The organism is Wolbachia endosymbiont (group A) of Portevinia maculata (assembly GCF_964028525.1).
GTDB lineage: Bacteria > Pseudomonadota > Alphaproteobacteria > Rickettsiales > Anaplasmataceae > Wolbachia.
In genome coordinates this window covers 879,306-898,201 of the sequence record NZ_OZ034786.1, presented here as the reverse complement: position 1 = coordinate 898,201, position 18,896 = coordinate 879,306, and the positions used below count along the sequence as shown (strand labels likewise).

General features: G+C 34.7%; 18 protein-coding genes and 1 other RNA gene. 8 read left to right on the top strand and 11 right to left on the bottom strand.

Features of this window, described 5'->3' with window-relative positions; genetic code table 11:
* Positions 1-59 precede the first annotated feature (59 nt).
* Positions 60-995 carry a P44/Msp2 family outer membrane protein gene (locus tag ABWU36_RS04405; RefSeq protein WP_353273056.1) on the top strand — a complete coding sequence of 312 codons (936 nt, stop codon included), beginning with the start codon at positions 60-62 and terminating at the stop codon, positions 993-995.
* Between the two features lie 7 nt (positions 996-1,002).
* On the opposite strand, the gene ABWU36_RS04400 is transcribed toward ABWU36_RS04405, so the two are convergent.
* From ABWU36_RS04400 to ABWU36_RS04375, 6 genes are all read right to left on the bottom strand, one after another.
* A complete protein-coding gene (locus tag ABWU36_RS04400) occupies positions 1,003-2,517 on the bottom strand; it encodes a secretion system protein (protein WP_253309243.1) in 1,515 nt (504 codons plus the stop codon).
* A 297-nt stretch (positions 2,518-2,814) separates the two neighbouring features.
* Entirely contained in the window at positions 2,815-3,405 is a 591-nt protein-coding gene (locus ABWU36_RS04395) for an ankyrin repeat domain-containing protein (protein ID WP_353273221.1), read from the bottom strand.
* Between the two features lie 6 nt (positions 3,406-3,411).
* The gene (locus tag ABWU36_RS04390) at positions 3,412-4,188 is read right to left on the bottom strand and encodes an ankyrin repeat domain-containing protein (protein WP_353273055.1); all 777 of its coding nucleotides are present in this window, start codon (positions 4,186-4,188) and stop codon (positions 3,412-3,414) included.
* An 833-nt stretch (positions 4,189-5,021) separates the two neighbouring features.
* A complete protein-coding gene (locus ABWU36_RS04385; RefSeq protein WP_353273054.1) occupies positions 5,022-6,095 on the bottom strand; it encodes a hypothetical protein in 1,074 nt (357 codons plus the stop codon).
* A 126-nt stretch (positions 6,096-6,221) separates the two neighbouring features.
* Positions 6,222-7,778 (bottom strand): penicillin-binding transpeptidase domain-containing protein, encoded by a 1,557-nt coding sequence (locus ABWU36_RS04380; protein ID WP_264687761.1) that lies wholly within the window; start codon positions 7,776-7,778, stop codon positions 6,222-6,224.
* Entirely contained in the window at positions 7,733-8,572 is an 840-nt protein-coding gene (locus ABWU36_RS04375) for a polysaccharide deacetylase family protein (RefSeq protein ID WP_265016630.1), read from the bottom strand. Before ABWU36_RS04375 ends, ABWU36_RS04380 begins: the two co-directional genes overlap by 46 nt.
* Positions 8,573-8,697: 125 nt before the next feature.
* Between ABWU36_RS04375 and ABWU36_RS04370 the strand changes: the two genes are divergently transcribed.
* The 6 genes from ABWU36_RS04370 to ABWU36_RS04345 all read left to right on the top strand — a co-directional run bounded on the left by ABWU36_RS04370 (position 8,698) and on the right by ABWU36_RS04345 (position 13,897).
* On the top strand, positions 8,698-10,206 hold the full coding sequence (locus ABWU36_RS04370) for a YifB family Mg chelatase-like AAA ATPase (protein WP_264731608.1): 1,509 nt from the start codon (positions 8,698-8,700) through the stop codon (positions 10,204-10,206).
* Positions 10,207-10,290: 84 nt separating this feature from the next.
* Positions 10,291-10,743: a hypothetical protein gene (locus ABWU36_RS04365; RefSeq protein ID WP_264687995.1), complete on the top strand. Its 453-nt coding sequence runs from the start codon at positions 10,291-10,293 to the stop codon at positions 10,741-10,743.
* 238 nt (positions 10,744-10,981) lie between these two features.
* Positions 10,982-12,178 (top strand): cell division protein FtsZ, encoded by a 1,197-nt coding sequence (ftsZ, locus tag ABWU36_RS04360; RefSeq protein ID WP_253309308.1) that lies wholly within the window; start codon positions 10,982-10,984, stop codon positions 12,176-12,178.
* The gene (locus ABWU36_RS04355; RefSeq protein ID WP_253309309.1) at positions 12,178-12,576 is read left to right on the top strand and encodes an EVE domain-containing protein; all 399 of its coding nucleotides are present in this window, start codon (positions 12,178-12,180) and stop codon (positions 12,574-12,576) included. Before ftsZ ends, ABWU36_RS04355 begins: the two co-directional genes overlap by 1 nt.
* The gene (gene ybeY, locus ABWU36_RS04350) at positions 12,570-13,022 is read left to right on the top strand and encodes an rRNA maturation RNase YbeY (RefSeq protein ID WP_253309310.1); all 453 of its coding nucleotides are present in this window, start codon (positions 12,570-12,572) and stop codon (positions 13,020-13,022) included. Before ABWU36_RS04355 ends, ybeY begins: the two co-directional genes overlap by 7 nt.
* An 86-nt stretch (positions 13,023-13,108) precedes the next feature.
* Positions 13,109-13,897 carry a succinate dehydrogenase iron-sulfur subunit gene (locus ABWU36_RS04345; RefSeq protein ID WP_253309311.1) on the top strand — a complete coding sequence of 263 codons (789 nt, stop codon included), beginning with the start codon at positions 13,109-13,111 and terminating at the stop codon, positions 13,895-13,897.
* Positions 13,898-13,900: 3 nt separating this feature from the next.
* Here ABWU36_RS04345 and ABWU36_RS04340 read toward each other — a convergent pair whose 3' ends face one another.
* Genes ABWU36_RS04340 through ABWU36_RS04325 form a run of 4 tightly spaced genes read right to left on the bottom strand, consistent with a single transcriptional unit; the run spans position 13,901 to position 17,334 of the window.
* Entirely contained in the window at positions 13,901-15,037 is a 1,137-nt protein-coding gene (locus ABWU36_RS04340; protein ID WP_187297077.1) for a hypothetical protein, read from the bottom strand.
* 42 nt (positions 15,038-15,079) lie between these two features.
* On the bottom strand, positions 15,080-15,859 hold the full coding sequence (locus ABWU36_RS04335; RefSeq protein ID WP_253309312.1) for a GNAT family N-acetyltransferase: 780 nt from the start codon (positions 15,857-15,859) through the stop codon (positions 15,080-15,082).
* Positions 15,849-16,331, bottom strand: coding sequence for a phosphatidylglycerophosphatase A (locus ABWU36_RS04330; protein ID WP_265016633.1), 483 nt, complete (start codon positions 16,329-16,331; stop codon positions 15,849-15,851). The genes ABWU36_RS04335 and ABWU36_RS04330 overlap by 11 nt, the downstream gene beginning before the upstream one ends.
* A 19-nt stretch (positions 16,332-16,350) precedes the next feature.
* Complete coding sequence (locus tag ABWU36_RS04325) at positions 16,351-17,334, bottom strand: NAD(P)H-dependent glycerol-3-phosphate dehydrogenase (protein ID WP_253309313.1); 984 nt, start codon at positions 17,332-17,334, stop codon at positions 16,351-16,353.
* A gap of 325 nt (positions 17,335-17,659) precedes the next feature.
* Between ABWU36_RS04325 and ABWU36_RS04320 the strand changes: the two genes are divergently transcribed.
* A complete protein-coding gene (locus tag ABWU36_RS04320; protein ID WP_096616586.1) occupies positions 17,660-18,430 on the top strand; it encodes a response regulator transcription factor in 771 nt (256 codons plus the stop codon).
* A gap of 48 nt (positions 18,431-18,478) precedes the next feature.
* Here ABWU36_RS04320 and rnpB read toward each other — a convergent pair.
* Positions 18,479-18,827: RNase P RNA component class A (rnpB, locus tag ABWU36_RS04315), an RNA gene on the bottom strand.
* Between the last annotated feature and the right edge of the window lie 69 nt (positions 18,828-18,896).

The following is an 18,896-nucleotide window of genomic DNA, read 5'->3' as shown; positions in this document are numbered from 1 at the left end:
ACATTAAAGAAATATATGATATAGTAGTTATACTATAAATGATAATTATGGGTTCATTTGTGATAACTAAAATATCTATTACTTTATTTTTGATTTTCATTCCATGTGTCTATTTTTTTATTACTTATATTAGTAATACACACATTGAGCAAGTACAACTCTTAAAACTAGAAACGGACAATAATGAAGATGTAATGCATTCTGAAGAGGTTACTGAGAAAAAAATACTAATAAATGATTTAAAATATCAAGAACTTGAAAGTAGTCCTACTGAACAACCTTCTATTCTCCAAGTAGCTGATCAGAAAAATATGTGGTCACGTATTGCAGATCAAGCTGATAATGAGCAGCCTACAAAAGAAAAATCAAAAAAACTTGATTTTTATGTTAGTGCTAACGGTGGTAAGGTATACCATGATAATTCAGAAACATTTGTAAAGGGTATAAAGGCAATAGGGGAGAGAGTCCTAACTTTAGTTGAAAGTCATTATGGTTTTATGATAAAAAATATAGTGGCAAATGAAATTAAAAGCATAAAAGAATTTAATGGTAAAATTGATTTCCAATGGGTTAACAGCATATCTTTAGGTTACTATGCTGGAGAAAATGGCCGAGTTGATTTTGAAGCCATGTATTCTAGAGCCAATATTGAAAATAGTAATTCTCCTCTGGTATTTGATAAATCAGCAAGTATATTTGCGTTTTTGTTAAACTTATATTATAATCCCAGCTTTCAGGATACGCAATTTGCTCCATACATCGGCCTTGGTATAGGATCAACAGTTTTTAGATTAAAAAGAATTAATGGATCACCCCAAAGTTCAATGCCACTTAATGTTCCTTGGTTTGCTTATCAAATAAAGCTTGGTATTAACTATTCAATAATCCCAGAAGTCAAAACCTTTCTCGGCTATCGTTACTTTAGCGTTCCGATACCTGTTGCAGATGACATATCCACTCATAATATTGAAGTTGGTTTGATATTTAATTTTTAGTAGTGATTTAATATATATATAAATTCTTATCTTTTCTATCTAACAAACCAAATGTTGGTACGATTGTTGCTTTTAAAAAAATGACAGTTTCTACTGTTCTAATGTTATTCGCTAGCCTTTTTGACTTCTGATGTAATGTAGCTTTAAAGCTTTGCTTATCTTCCCTATGTTCTATAAGCCCGCCGATTACCATAATTTCACCGCTCTTAATTTTTAACATAGAGTTCATTTCTCTGATTTCAACAATTGGAATGTCGCTATTTAATTTCATTTTACTCTGCTGTGCGATGTACTCTATATCTGGATCTTTAATGTAGCCGTTAATTCTTGATAAAGTTGGATGTATATCCATGAATATTTCACTAGTATCAATGTTAATGCTTGGGTGGATTATTAGCACAACACCTATTGGAACACTATTCATCTTGGTAATTAAGGTCTGATTAGAATTTCTAGTATCTTTTTGTATGTCGGAAGTAAAATAAATATGGTTTTTAGTAAATGAAATCATCGCTTGCTGATTATTTATAGCATGTACTCTGGGGCTTGAAATTACAGTTGAAGTGCCAAATTTGTCTAAATTTCTTACTAAATCTCCTAGATCACTCGCACCAAAGTTCATTGCTAGGTTAATAATGGAGTTATCTTGATTTATTATAGACTTAGTTCCATCGCGTAAGTCATTTAAGTTTATACCAGAAAGATATTTGTCATCTAACACAACTTCAACTATTTTTGCCTCTATCATTACTTGAGAAGACGCTAATTTCTTAACCTTATTAATATATTCTTCAACAGCTTTATGGATATCTTTTCTAGCATTCAAAATAATAACACCAGCTTCTCTGTTGGATGAAAGGAATTCGCCATCATCCACCCCGTTAACATCCATTATTGCATTCAAGCCTTTTTCTAATGAATTCCATAAGTCACTACTGTATTGAGACTTCATAACATTGTTATAGTCCCTATCAGTGTGACTTCCATCACTGTTAGTAATATTGTTACTAATGACGAAACTGCTTTGAGCAGAATGTTGAATATTAATGAAGTCTGCGTAATAATTTTGCGCGTATGGCAAGTCCTGCTCAATTCTAATTACACCATTGCTTGTTGAGTAACGCAATTTGGCGCTATTTGCTATACTCTGAATTACTTCATTTATATTCTTATCTTTTAGCTTTAAAATAATATTACCTGATATTTTTGGGTCTATATCCAAGTTAACGTCAGAAAGTTTTCCTATCTCAATCAGCAAATCTTTTACTGATACTTCTTCACTAACATTAATAGAAATAAGCTGATTACTGATTGTGAGATCGGGAAACTCTATTGGTAAAGGCATAATTTCTGGTATTGCCGGTTCATTAATCTCCAAAGAGGTGTTGTATTGCTGCAACGAATAATCGTGCTCACCTATATCATGATGATCTTCGTTGCCTATATTAGTGAGATGTTGCTTAGTAGGCAGGTGTGTGCAAGAAATAATGAAGAGGAGTATTAAGCATTTAAAAATAGCCATTAGAACAGCATATAGATCTATACTAATAGATTTCTATAAAAATATTAAAAATGTATTTAATTTCGTTTTCATCGAGCAGATAATTGTCATATATTAGCTTGACCTACACTGGCTATAGCTAAACTGACTTAGATTTACCGACGATTTGAAAAACCGTCATCCCGCTACGTGTTAGCGGGATCTAGAGATACCGTGACGGTATGACGGTTCGCGGCGGTATAGTAACTCGTCATTCCGCTACTCGTTAGCGCCGTGGCGGTATAGCTATATATGTTTTTTTGTACGCCCCTCTTGTACTTAAATGTAGAGTAAGTTTTCCAGCATAGCCTTAGTTTTTTTATATATTTTACTTCTTTCTCTATATTTAATAATAGGCTTAAAAATAAATGGTAAGCCTATAATTGTTAAGCTTAGAGCTAGGGTTGAAAGTATACAACAGGCTTTGTGTTTACTATGTAGCTCTTTCAGGTAAAGCATCAAAAATCTACAAAATTTTTTGTAATTTTCTTCGATGTTTTTTTTGCTATGAGCCTTGCTAATGAATATATCTATTGCGGTATGACCGTTATTACACTTAATGTTAAGGTCTGCACCTTTTTCTGTTAACAGCTGAGCTATATCAAAATAATCCTTTTGAACAGCAAGATGTAGAGGTGCAAAACCTTGTTGCTCACAAATGTTCATATTGGCTCTAACTTCCAATAACATTTTCACAATTTTTGTATGGCCTTTTTTAACTGCCAGTAGCAAGGGAGTTCTGTTACATTTAGTAACAGCATTAATGTTTACCTTAAGCTTCAATAAGAGCTTAACTGTTTTAGTGTTACCATTATGGCTAGCTTTATGCAGCCTGGCGTTGCCATTAAAATCTTGATCATTTGCATCTATTCCTTTTCATACAAGAAATGTTACCATTTTTCTATTATTATGCTCAATAGCGCAATCTAATGCATCAAAACCATGGTTGTTTTTTGTGCAAAAAAACTCTTTAAGTTTAATTTCATCGTTACTTGCTTGCTGTCTTTTTGCAATAAGTTTAACTATTTGCATTTTGTTGTTATACGCTGCTAGGAAAAGCGTAGTGTTATTTTCTGCATCTTTGGCTTCTATATTTGCACCTTTCTTTATCAGATATTCTATAATTTCTGCTCTGCTGTCATAATGTGCAGTGCATTGATAGATAGTTAAAAACAAAGGAGTGCGAAAATTGTTATCTTCACATTCGAGATTTGCTCCGCTATTAATTAAAATTTGGACGCTTTTTTTAGAACCGTATAGTGAAGCTATATGAAGAGGAGTATAGCCCTCTTTGGCGTCTTTTTCATTAATTTTTGCGCCTTTTGTTATCAAAAAATCTATTAATTCCATGTCATCTTGTAGTGCAGCAAGGTGCAGTGGAGTGAATCCATTTTTATCCTTGGAATTGATTGTCAGTTGATTAACAAAAAGTTTAGCAATTTTCTTGTGTCCATGCATAATGGCGTAATGCAGTGGGTTTCTATTTTCGTTGTCTACGACATTAAAATCAGCTTCGTGCTCTAGCAATGATTTTACTCCAACTAAATCGCCTTCTTTTGTGAACTTATGCAAGAGAGTGATTCCACTTGCATCTTTTGAGTTAATATCAAATCCATTTTCTACTAATTGGTTTATATCTTCCTCACGCGCCATATCACTTAAGTCTCTAATTGAACCCTTTTCGCGTTAATAATACTCCTACTTGATTAAGTTTAAATGAATCTGTGAGAAATGGCTAGGATACTATGCATTCTTGCATAACAAACTTTTGGCAGCGCGTTGGATGAAACAAAAAAACCACTTGACAAACTCCTCCAGCCCCCTTATTATGACAATAAGGGTATTTATGACTCAAAACTTGTTTTTGACCTGCAGGCTCAATGACAAAATTCAGTAAAAAACTTAGGGTATTTTTTGGCAGATTACATAAAATTATAGCGGTTGCATGTCTTTTAAATTTTTTCTACATTCAGCCAAACCGCGCTTAAACTAAGCGTCAGCACATTATTACAGCGCCACTTACAGTAATATAGAGTCAAAACTCGCTACTCGGGGCTTCTTTTGCCTTTTTTTTCATTTGGTAAATTTCTTAAATATTTGTAGCTAAAAGAGCCCAAGAGAGGTGTCATTCCAGTGCTCCTTTTTTTGTCATCCCAGTGCCCAGACATTGGGATCTAGCTAAGTTGGTGAGTATAAAAGTAGCCGTTTTATGTTAAAATACAACGTTTTGATGATTATGAAAAGGCTGGATTCCAGTGTCACGCACTGGAATGACAAAAAAAGGAGCACTGGAATGACAAGAAAGGAGCTACTCGGATGACAGGAGAAAGGGGCACTGGAATGATACTATTATAGAGTGAACCAGTGTCTGGGCACTGCCGTCATAAAGGAACCAGTGTCAGCTACTTGGATGACACCATCCTTTTTTCTGGATCCCAGTGGGCTTTGTTGTATAGCTACTTATGAAGAGGGCAAATGGAAGAAATTCATTTGCCCTCAAACTGTGCCTTGCGATCCTTAAAAGGAAGAGTAGATGGATCTTTCACCTCACTATTCACCTCAGTCACTGTTGTTGCAGGAGGAGCTTGAGGTCCTGTTTGTAAATTAGCAGGCTTAGGAGGTATTGGTGGCTTTTCTGTATTTGGTTGGTGGCTTGGCAAAGCTGCAATTTTAGGATATTGTTGATCCACATCATCAGACCTATAACCACTCTCGGGAGTGCTTGTTCCTTTTTCATCGTCTGATTGGTGGTTTGGAGGTGTTTGATGTTCATCTTCCCATTCACTATTAAGTGTACGATTTTGATCGTCATCTTCGTCATCACTATCACTCGAATAATTTGCTTTAAATCGAGACTGAAGCTTTTTGGACAAAACATCTATAAGATTTTTTGGTTGCACATCTTCCAGTTTATTTAACCTCTCTTTCTCCCTCTTGTCAGACTCTTTCTTGTTCATGAGTTTTGTTCCTTTTTTTATTGCCTTAAGCAAATCATTATTAGCTTTAGGCATACTAGGACCACCAGTTTCCTTTAGTTTTACATTCTTTATCCCTGCGAACATATCATCATCCTTGGTTTGCATCGTAAGCTTGGGAGCTGGTGCACCACTTGCTTGATTCAATTGCTCAGGAGTTGGCATAGGAGAAGGTGGTGGTGGTGGAGTACCAGTTAATGGAGGAATTGCTACACCAAGTGTTAGCTGATGTTGTGAAAGAGTAGGCGTACTTGACTTATTCTTCAGATCAGTACCATTTTCACACACAGATTTTTTTGTTGGTTCTGGAAATTCAGTATGTTGTTGGTCAGACTGATCAAATTCTTTTCCACTCAGATCTATTTTTTTCTCATTACCAGCTATAGAAATGGCCCGTTTAATAAGATATATCACTGAAGCCAATGCAACAACCGTAGAAACAGCAAAAATTGCTAAAGGAACTGCTGCAATGGCACCAGAACCAGAAATTGCTGTAATAACATAAGGAAGATATTGACCAGCTGTGAAACTAAATGCAGATAATGATAAAACAGCAATTAAAGGACCAAGATTTGATGTACGCATTTTTTACTTCACTTGTTAATGATAATTTAATAATAACTAGATTATCATCATTCGTCAATAGTTTATGACTAAATTAATGTTTATATTAAGATAATACACGACAAGTAATAGCCATAATATTTATAGTTACTTTTCAAGCATGTATTGAAATATCTCATTAGCCATAGCAACATCTTGGCGCGGGGCTTTGCCGTGTTCTATAAACACAGAGATTGCGTAGCGCGGGTTATGGTAAGGACCATAAGCGATAAATAACTTATGACTTTCACCCTTAGAGTTTATCTCTGGTGTACCGGTTTTGCCGGCAATTTGTATGCTGCTTAGCCCTTTTCTATAGTTAGAATTCACCACGTCAAACATAGCTTTTCGAATTATGCTAAAATGCTCATAATCTACATCAATGTCAGGGAAATTTTGCACTGTATTACTCATTTCAATGTGGGGAATTACCTCTTTTCCTGTTGCAATCCTCGCTGCAAGAACTGCAAGCTGCAGTGGTGTTGTAAGCAAATACCCTTGTCCTATAACTAAGTTGATAGTGTCACCTAAATACCACTGCGAATATAGTTTTCGTGCGCGCCAATCTCTATCGGGCAACAATCCCGGAGCTTCTTCCTTAAACGTTCCAATCAGCGACCCACCGCCAATACCAAATTTTCTGGCCATTTCCACCAGAGAGTCTACACTTATTTTTTTTCCTATGTTATAAAAGTAAGTGTTGCATGATAATGCCATTGCCTCATTTAAAGATACATACCCATGGACTTTGCTTTTCAGGCAACGAAATTTCCGCTCACCTATTTTCATATAGCCCTTACACGAGAATTTCTCTTCTGGTATTATTATCCCGTCTTTTAAACCCGCAAGCGCAACTATTACTTTAAATATTGAACCAGGTGGAATTTGATACGACAATGCACGATTCACAAGTGGTAATGAAGGAGTATTCAAGCTTTCCCAAGTCTCATTTGATAGTCTGCTAGCAAAAAGATTATTATCGTAAGAAGGTGAATTATATAGTGCTAAAATTTCTCCGTTACTTACATCAATTACCACTGCGGAGCCTTGGTGATCTTTAAATACCTTTGCGATTTTCTCTTGCAGATTAATATCAATTGTTAGCTGTATATCTTGTCCGTCTTGTTGTGGTATGCTTGATAATTCTTTTATGACGCGTTTTTTAGAATTTATTTCCTGCTCAGATTTTCCTGACTTGCCTTTCAATATATGATCATATGTATATTCAATACCGCTGATTCCTACTTCGTTTATGCCTTGCTGTCTTTTTGTATATCCAATTACATGAGAACATATTGAACCAAACGGGTAATAACGTTTATAAAGAGCAGTTACTTTTGTTTCTGACGATCTTGCTATTTTAGACTCGACTTCTGATAATGTTTGCAAATCGACCTCCTCACCAGAAGTTTTTTGCCCATCAAACAGAACAACATACGAAATTTTGTTTACCGCAAGTTCAGTGCTATTCCTATCTAAAATTTTGCCCCGCTGAGGCATAATAGTAGCGACTCTTATTCTATTACTATTAGATAGTGCTTCGTACTTTTGTCTGTTTCGTATTTGTAAATTATATAACCTATAGCTAAAAATAGCGGAAATGGTAAGCTGAATACCACCTAATATGAATGCTCTGCGGTTAAAGACTTTGTTTTTTGTCCACATAACATTCCTTCAAAACGCACTTTTTCCCCCTCTTTTATTGTTACACTTCTGGCTTTTACCGTATTACAAACCCTTTCCTCCCACTCACTTAAGGTAACAAACTTGTAACCCGATTTTTTTAGTATTTTAATAATATGAGGTAAAGCTTCAATTGTGTTTGATCTGTTATTGTGATCATGAAACAGTATAACTGCTCCATTATGTACATTACTTAAAACTCTTTCAACTAAAGCTTCTGGTTTATCACCTTGCCAATCTAGCGAATCAACTGTCCATAATATTGAATACATATTTAATTGATCAGTATTTTCAATCAGATTATCGTCATGACATCCATATGGCGGGCGAAACCATTTTACATCTTGTTTTATTGCATTTTTAATTGCTGTATTTGTCTTTTCCAATTCTTGCAATTGTTCCTCACTTGAAAGTGATGTCAACTTCCTATGCGACCAAGAGTGATTGCCTAACTCATGACCTGCTTCATGGATTTTCTTTACTATCTCATATGTTTTTTTATTTATACGTTCACCAAGCACAAAAAACGTTGCTTTTGCTTCATAGCTTTCCAGAACATTAATAATATCGTTTACTCTATTGTTGGAAGGCCCATCATCAAACGTAAGCGCAACAAACTTATCGTCGTTATTCAACAATTTTTTTATATTACTTAAATTTCTATATGATAGATCCAGATTACAACTGAGCCCACAGTATGGTAAATTAAAATTACAATCACCACAGAAAACCGCGCTTGAGTATAGCAAAAGAAAAGTTATTATCCTTATAAACATTTTGTAATCAGCAAAGTGATAGGATACTATGCACTTTTTTGCTAAGTTAAGCCATCTTTAATTGCTGTAGCCTTTACTTCATCACTTCTTTAATATATTATATTAACAATTTTATATAATATATTATGATTGCAAATATAAATACCGTTGCGCTTCAGGGAATTAGCACAGTAAATGTCAATGCACAAATTCATATGGCAAATGGTATTCCAGCTTTTAATATTGTTGGATTGCCGGATAAAACTGTTGCGGAATCCAAAGAGCGCATCAGAGCAGCGTTAAATTCAATCAATCTACTACTACCTCCAAAAAGAATTACAGTTAATCTCTCCCCTGCGGATTTGCTGAAAGAAGGCAGTCATTATGACTTGGCTATCGCTATTGGACTACTTGTTGTAATGAATGTGATACCAGTTGAAAAAGTTCAGTCTTATATAATCATGGGTGAACTGGCTCTTGATGGCAGAGTTATTCCAGTTTCAGGAGTGCTGCCAACAGCAATTAATGCAAAAAAGGCAAATAAAGGAGTAATTTGCCCAAGGGGAAATGGAGTAGAGGCTTCATGGGTAAAGAATGTTTCAATTCTAGCTATAGAGAAATTAACTGATATTATCAGACACTTTAAGGGTGAGCAATTAATTCAGCCAGTAATTTTTAATTATAGTGATGCACCCAAAGAAAAAAGATTGGTTCCCGATATGAAGGATATCAAAGGCCAAGTTGTTGCAAAAAGAGCAGCTGAAATTGCAGCAGCAGGTGGGCATAATATGCTTCTTGTTGGCCCTCCTGGTACTGGAAAATCAATGCTTGCTAAGCGCTTTATAGGATTGCTGCCTGATTTGACCGAACAGGAGATGATTGATGTTAATATTATTTCCAGCATAACAAAAACTGGTAATGAAATATTCAAAGTAACTCGCCCCTTTCGTGAACCTCATCATTCATGCTCTATGCCAGCAATGATAGGGGGAGGAAAGAATGCAAAACCTGGAGAAATCACTATGGCTCACAATGGCGTGTTATTCCTTGATGAGCTACCTGAATTTCCAAGACTTGTGCTTGATTCTCTGCGCCAACCACTTGAAGATAGAAAAGTTACCGTTGCAAGGGCAAATGCTCACATAACCTACCCTGCAAATTTTCAACTGATTGCTGCGATGAACCCCTGCAGATGTGGTTACTTGGGGGATGCAAGTAGATCGTGCAACAAAGCTCCAAAGTGTGGCACAGATTACAAAAACAAAATATCAGGACCATTGCTTGATAGAATAGACATATGCATTGAAATGCCAAACGTTAGCATACTCTCTCCTGAAATCTCTGTGGAGGGAGAAAGTACTAAAATCATAAGAGAAAGAGTGATAGCAGCAAGAAAAGTTCAAACTGAGCGTTATAGTAAATTGAATGTTCGTTGTAACGCAGAAGTAAGCGGTGAAGCATTTAATAAATTTACTGAACCAGATCAGGCAGGGTTAGAATTGCTAAAATACGTACTGAAAGAAAATTACATTTCCAATCGAGGCTACACACGCGTATTAAAAGTTGCAAGAACCATTGCAGATCTTGCAAAAAGTGAAGAAGTAAAAAGAGCACACATTGCTGAAGCGCTGAATTACAGAATAAGGATATATTAAAAAATTAGTTTACTTGACAGACAATTTGTTTCATTATATACTGCCCTTAATGAAATTTTAACATTCTATTTAAGGAGTAGAGTTATGGCATTAACAGAATATAATTACGAACAAGAACATAGTGTTTTTCACGCTATTTCAGAGGGATATAAAAACCCTGATAATGGACACTGGGGAGTTACAGGTGCTGCTGGTGGGCTTGGTCAGTATATTAAGGATAATAAGTTAAGAACAGCATTATTTCCGGTTGCAGTTGCAAGTGTTGTCTTTACAGCAATGCATATGAAAGCAGGCTTTGTTAGTGCAGCAGAAGCTTCTGGGTTTCTTGCTAAGACTGCCAGCTACTTTGTTGGGACAAATCAAGCAATAGCTGCTTCATTACCTGGATTTATCGGAACAGGTGTTGCTGGTCAGATAGTTGCAGGTGCCATAATGACAATTGCTGCAGCTGCTGTTCTTTATGGAACATATCAAGTTGCCTCAAAATTAAAAGATGTTGTGGTTGAAGCATCGAACAAAGCAGAAAAAGGTGTATAATAACTTCAACAAAACAAAAAGGGATAGGTCTCTGTCCCTTTTTATAAACATTTTTTATTTTTTTGAAGTAATATCATCCAAAAATCTAGTAATTATAAAATAGCACTTATTAGTATAAATATTAAGAATAAGTAAATCCCGTTTACTGTTTACGCCTATAGAAGTGAAAAGTATTTGCATATTATTAAAAAAGCGGTAACTTACTATCAAGTGAATTCGCTAAATTTGAGTAATTTAAATGTCTATTGATCTTAGTCTGCCGGAGTTACCTATATTACACCCAAGGATTACCGTTGTGGGAGTGGGTGGTGCTGGTGGAAATGCTGTGAATAACATGATCCAATCTAATTTGCAAGGAGTGAATTTTGTTGTCGCAAATACCGACGCTCAAGCACTAGAAAAGTCGTTATGTGATAAAAAAATTCAGCTTGGCATTAATTTAACTAAGGGTCTTGGTGCTGGTGCTTTGCCTGATGTTGGGAAAGGTGCAGCAGAAGAATCAATCGATGAAATTATGGAGCATATAAAAGATAGTCATATGCTTTTCATCACAGCAGGAATGGGCGGTGGTACCGGAACCGGTGCAGCACCGGTAATTGCAAAAGCAGCCAGAGAAGCAAGAGCTGCAGTTAAGGATAGAGCGCCAAAAGAAAAAAAGATATTGACTGTTGGAGTTGTAACTAAACCGTTCGGTTTTGAAGGTGTGCGCCGCATGCGCATTGCAGAGCTTGGACTTGAAGAACTGCAAAAATACGTGGATACACTTATTGTCATTCCAAATCAGAATTTATTTAGAATTGCAAATGAAAAAACTACATTTTCTGATGCATTTAAACTTGCTGATAATGTTCTGCATATTGGCATCAGAGGAGTAACTGACTTGATGGTCATGCCAGGGCTTATTAATCTTGACTTCGCTGATATAGAAACAGTAATGAGCGAGATGGGCAAAGCGATGATCGGCACCGGAGAGGCAGAAGGAGAAGATAGAGCAATTAGTGCTGCGGAAGCTGCAATATCCAATCCATTGCTTGACAATGTATCAATGAAAGGTGCGCAAGGAATATTAATTAACATTACTGGTGGCGGAGATATGACTCTGTTTGAAGTTGATGCTGCAGCCAATAGAGTGCGTGAAGAAGTAGATGAAAATGCAAATATAATATTTGGTGCTACTTTTGATCAAGCGATGGAGGGAAGAGTTAGAGTTTCTGTTCTTGCAACTGGCATTGATGGTCGCAATAATAAGTCAGAAACTTCACCTATAAGTCAGAGCGAAGACTCAGAGAAAGAGAAATTTAAGTGGCCCTATAGTCACAGTGAAAGTACGCAAGACAAAACACTGGAAACAAAACCAACTGAACAGGTAAGCGAAGGAGCTAAATGGGGCAGCAATGTTTATGATATACCGGCTTATTTAAGAAGAAAAAAATAATGCAACTTTGGCTACTCAAGTCAGAGCCAAGTGAATATTCATGGCAAAAAATGGAAAAGGAGCAGGTAGTTGAGTGGGATGGCGTGCGCAATTATCAAGCTCAAAATTACATGAAAATTATGAAAGTAAGCGATCTTGCGTTTTTTTATCATACAGGTAAAGAGAAAGCAATACTTGGAATCGTTGAAGTATTTAAAGAGTATTATCATATTAATGATCCCAAGTTCGGATTAGTGAATGTAAAGTTTTTGAAACCTTTAAATAACCAAGTAACGTTAAATAATATAAAACAAAACCCACTTTTGAAAAATATGTCTATATTAAAACAACCACGTTTATCAATTGCCCCAGTTTCGGAAATTGAATGGAATGAAGTAATAAGGATGAGTGAATGTTAGAAGTAAATATTCTTGACAAGAAATGGTGCAGCATTATAGAAAATCCTAAAAATTTTGTATTAGGTGTCATCAATGCTTCTCTAAAAGAATTAAAAATAGACCACTATAAACCAAATATATCAATAGCTCTGGCTGATGATGATTTGCTACATCAACTTAATTTAAAATTTAGAGAAATGGATAAGCCAACTAACGTACTATCATTTCCGTGTGAACAATTGTCTAATGAGTGCGATTTAGGAGACATAGCAATTTCAATAGACACAATAAAAAGAGAATCGCATGAGTATTGTATACCTATTCTTGCTCACATTGCACACATGTTAGTGCATGGATTACTGCATTTACTTGGTCATGATCACCAAAAAAAAGATGAAGAAATTATAATGAAAAATCTAGAAAGAGAAATTTTAGCTTCGCTTGGCTACAATATGTGCGCGATTTAAAAGGAATTTAATAAAAATATAGTAGATGATAATAAAATATGTTATCTACAAAGGGTTTTAGCTATAAACAATAAAAGGTAAGTGATATGGTTCAGTTTTCTTTGCCAAAGAATTCTAAAATTAATCAAAAGGGCAAAATTTATCCTATTCCTGCTAGAGCAAAAAACATCAGAAGATTTCAAATTTACCGTTGGTCTGCTGATGACGAGAAAAACCCTAGAATAGACACATTTTTTATTGATATGGATAGTTGTGGCCCTATGGTACTTGATGCATTAATAAAAATAAAGGATGAAATAGATTCGACTTTAACTTTCAGACGTTCTTGTAGAGAAGGCATATGTGGATCTTGTGCCATGAATATTGACGGAACCAATACTCTTGCATGTACTAGATCTATACACGATATAAAAGGTGATGTAAAAATATATCCATTACCTCACATGTATGTGATAAAGGACCTAGTCTCGGACTTGAGCCAATTTTATGAGCAATACAAATCAATTAAACCTTGGTTACAAGCAGATAAGCCTGCCCTACCAAATAAAGAATACTCTCAATCTCCTGAAGATAGAAAAAAATTAGATGGCTTGTCCGACTGTATATTATGTGCTTGCTGTTCGACTGGTTGCCCAAGCTACTGGTGGAATAGTGATAAATTTTTAGGACCAGCAATACTATTACAAGCCTACAGATGGATTGCTGACAGCCGTGATAATAAGACAGGTGAAAGACTTGATGTTTTAAACGACCCATTCAAGTTGTATCGTTGTCATACAATAATGAATTGCACAAAAACTTGTCCTAAAGGACTTAATCCAGCAAGAGCAATAGCGAAAGTAAAACAGCTCATGGTAGAGAAAGAAGGAGTTTAAGTATCATCTTTTGCATTCTTCGTAAGAGAACAGCAAACCTTCCGAAGCGTAGGGTATTGTTAATACCCTGAACGCTTTTCCATTCGTGAAATGCATCGTATCATCATACGATGCAAATAATTTTTTGAATAACTCATGTCTTTGGTTACTAATAGTTTGAAAATCCTCTTTTTCTAAAAGCTTTTTAGATTCGAAGAGGTAAAGCATAACTTCATGATAAGTTGGGTAAGATGCCAAAAATTTTGGGTCAAATTGAAAGGTTTTTATGAAAGCATTATTATAAAATTTTAGCTTTTGATTCTTACTATATATTACTATAGCAACCGGCAACCTCTCAAGCAAATTTTTCTGTGTAGCTAAATAACTGTTTAATTCAGTATATAATTTCTCTGCATCACTAACATCTTTCCCATACATTACTATGCTACCAGAACCTTGTATTGGAATTTTAACAAAATCGAAAACCTTAGGTTCGTTCTTGTAAGTTACGACATGCCTTCCTGGTTTTGTGCTATGAGCGCTACTGGTAATAGCAAATTTCTTAGAGCCATCTACATATTTATCATAAAACAAATTATAAAATTCTACCTTTCTATTCTTGTTATATTTTAGTATTGGAAATGGTAAAGAGTTGAAAACATTTTTATAGCTCTCCACTTCTTGTGTAAGCTTACTATTTTCTAGCTCAAGTCCGTGAGCTTTTATTTTACAGTCTGAGACATTCCTTATCCATAACAGCACACCAATCACATTGTTAGAATCATCTATTATGCTTCTACCATAACATATGCAATAAACCTCACTGTCTTTTGACTTTAAATCTAGAGTAAAAGATTTATTTATTTCCTTTGCCTCAGCAAAATTTTTAATTAAACTTTCTGATTGCTCAAAAAAATTCACAAACTCATTAAATGAGTAAAAAACAGTATTAAGCAAAATTAGTAAGTTGGGAGAGAACTTTTCTATACGCTTTTTTGCATCCCAAATATAAAACCCATCATTCACAGTATCAATTAAATTATTTATGATAACATTTCGATGTTGTAAGTTCTTAATCTTATTACTAATTTTTAATTTAGAATAAGAGAGAAAGAATAATATTAGAATCAATATTAAAACCACTTCATACAAAAAAAACATAGCACTTCTAAAACAGATGTAAAAACTTGTAACCGCTCAGAATTATGCTGAAGAGTTATATAAGTAAAGATTGCCTAACATCTGAAAGCCCAATCTCTTATAAAGGTTTACAGAAGGTTTCATACAATGTGCTACTATATATTTGCATTCAAGCTGTTTAGCTATCTTTATTCTTTCTAAAACCATTTGGGTACCTATTCCACGATTCCTGTAAATTGGTAAAACTCCATCACTATAAAAACCAGCTACACTGTCTTGAACATAAAGACCGCATGTCCCAATAATTTCACTATTTAGTGTTACAAGAAAAAATCTTAATCTTGAGTTTTTATCATCATAATTTGATAATCCGCGAAAAAATGTGCTGACAATTCCAACGCCATGATAAAAAATTTTAGAAGTGTGTAAATCTAACTGTTCTAAGAGGTCGCTACCATTTACAGCATTTAACCTCAAATTTGGAATAACATCAGCAGGTAAAAAGTAATTTTTCATATTAAGTAAAGCTTTTTTTGGTGTGCTAACGTGTTTTATTTCACACTTTTCTAAAATATCTCTTATTTTCATATGTGAATTTATTACCCATGTTGCTTCTATATCTCTTGTTCTGAGATAATCTAGAGTTTTTTGTATAGAAAGCTCGGTACATTGATCTCCACAGAACACAAAATTAAATAATGACTCCCTAGTACCATTTATTGTAAATGTAACGTTATCAAATTCATCGTGTACTTCCCACTCAGATAAATTCGCTGTGTACAGTATATAATCCTTTAAATTTTGAACAATTAAGCTTGAATAATAAATTTTTTTATCCTGCATACATCAACAATAAACAATAAAAGGCTCCTATAAGAACACAGGCTAAAATTGCAGCTATAATGTCATCTAGCATAACACCTAAAGGACCTTTGGTATTTTTATCGATCAAATTTATAGGCCACGTTTTTATTATATCAAAAAACCTAAAAGAAAAAAAGCACAACAACAATGAAGAGCAATTCATCTCTTGGCTTAACAATATCGAAACTAAAAGTATTGTCAGCAATTGACCAACTACTTCGTCAATTACTACCTCTTTTGGATCACATGAAGTCTTGTAGTGTTTTATATAATTGCCTATAGACCATAGTCCAATCAAAAATAAAAAAAAAATAATTGCTGCACCTAAAATTCTGTCACTCAGTATCACAGGAACAATTGGATAAGAAGCTAAGCTGCCTATGGTACCTGGCATTTTTTTTACTGTGCCAGACAGCCACCATGTTGATATCAATTTATATAAAAATTTCACAATACACCAAAGTACAAAACTAATTTACAAGAACAGAAATAGTATCCTCTATAGAGGCGCTTTCATACAATAATCTATAGACCGCTTCACATATAGGCATTTTTATCTTTAGCTTTCTTGCTAAATTAAATATGGGCTCAGCAGTGCTAAAACCTTCAATCACTGACTTGCCTTCTGACAAAATCTGCTGAACATTAAAGCCATTGTCACTATTACCTATTTTAAACCCAAAAGATAGGTTTCTTGAATTCAAGGATGTGCATGTCATAATTAGGTCACCCAGACATGCCGGTCCAAGTAGTGTATTTATATCCACATTACCGTTACCAACTTTTGCTGAGTATAAAGCCTTAATTTCGCTTACACTTTTCGTAATCAATGCTGCATGAGCATTAAACCCAAGTTTACTACCTAGAACAATCCCACACGCTATAGCAAAAACGTTCTTTAACGCTGCACAAACCTGTATCCCTATAACATCGCTACTAAGGCGTAATTTAACATTTTCTTGCTGTAGTTCTGATACTAGCTTTGAACCCAATATGTTATTTCGGCATGCAAGAACCATTGAATAGGGCAATTTTCTTGCAACTTCTACAGCAAAACTAGGGCCTGAAAAAATAGCAATAGGATTGTTAGGTAAAACTTCATTTACTATTTCACTAGGTAATTTTAATGTAGACTTTTCTATTCCCTTACAAGCTAAAATTATTGCTACATCTTTTTTCAGATTACAATTATGCAATTGCTGACATACCTCCCTCAGAGATTGAGTGGGAACAGCGAGGATTGTTACTGAAGCATTAATTGTGTCTTCAATAGCCAATTTTACTGACACATTATCAGAAATTCGACAACCGGGTAGCTTGTCACTTTCTCTTTTCCCGTTGATTGATTCAAATGTAGTTTCATTGCGAGTCCACAAAATCACATCTTTCTTACTACTGAGTGAAATTGCGATTGCTGTACCCCATGCACCAGCACCTAAAATTGATATTGCCACACAATATTCCTGAAAGTATTACTTATACTTTAAAACAGTAGGATAAGTAAATTAAAAATATAACACAGACATATAGAATAGTTAAATATTTATTAACCGAAGTATTCTTTTAATAATAGTAACTTTAATTCAATATTTACTAAAAATATTATTACTACCATGGTATATCTATTATATTTTAGATCTATTTATATAACTTTGGAACAATATATTTATTATTAATTAATAAGTGTAATTTTGATCATTTGTTAATAAAGATTTGATTTATTACTTTCCTTAGTTATATATATTACTAAAATTATAAATTATTTATGGGGTGTAAAATATGCGTATATTATTAATCGAAGATGATCAAGTAAGTGCAAAGACTGTGGTTAATGCCTTAACTTCTGATGGACACTTCTGTGACGTTGTTACTTCTGCACAAGATTATAACAATAATATGGTTTCCTCAAACGGAGATTACTATGACCTAGTTATTTTAGATATACACTTGCCTGGTGATATTGACGGATATGATATATTGTTAAGACTAAGAAGTGCAAAAATCAAAGTTCCTGTCTTAATACTTTCATGTATATCCGCTGTCAATCACAAAGCTAAAGGGCTTGGGTATGGTGCAGATGATTACTTAACCAAGCCATTTCATAAAAGCGAGTTATTAGCTCGAATTAAGGCCATAGTGCGTCGTACTAAAGGCCATCCTGAATCGGTGATAAAGATTGGTAATATAAATATCAATTTTGATCACAGGATTGTTGAGGTGAAAGGTAAAACGGTTCACCTTACTAATAAAGAGTATTCTATGATAGAATTGCTAGCACTGCGTAAAGGAACAGTACTAACAAAAGAAATGTTCTTAAATCATCTTTACAATGGCTTGGATGAACCTTCAGATAACAAGATAGTTGATGTTTTTATGTGCAAATTACGTAAGAAACTTGAAAGTGCAAATGATGGAAAAAGCCACATAGAAACCGTTTGGGGCAGAGGGTATGTTCTGAAAGAGTATATTGATGATGAAGAATATTCTAATGTTAATGTAGGCGAAAGTAGTGATGGCTATCAAGCAGAACAAGTGAAGGACAACGCATGAAATGCCTACACTTAAATATAGCATGGCTTATATCGCACGTATCATGTGACGCCTAGGTGAAATATAAGCCGAGTTCTGTTTATGTAGCTATTTATCTGGAGTAAATGTTACCATTTACCTCATGCGATTTACCCGAGTAGATATGAGAAAAACATAAAATCTACTTCTATTTAATCTTGCTCCTAGTGTTGGTTACTCGACTACCAATGTTGCCATTGCCATGGTGTGCTCTTACCACACCTTTTCACCCTTACCTAAAATATTTTAGGCGGTAATTTTCTGTAGCCCTATAACTGGAGTTACCTCCGGCGGGCGTTACCCGTCACTATTTTTCCTTGGAGCCCGGACTTTCCTCTGCTATGTTTATCACACAACAGCAGCTACTTATTTCACCCAGGAATTATACTTTAACATGAAAATCACAAAAGCAAAAGACAATTTCCTAACAGTCTACATATTAAAAACA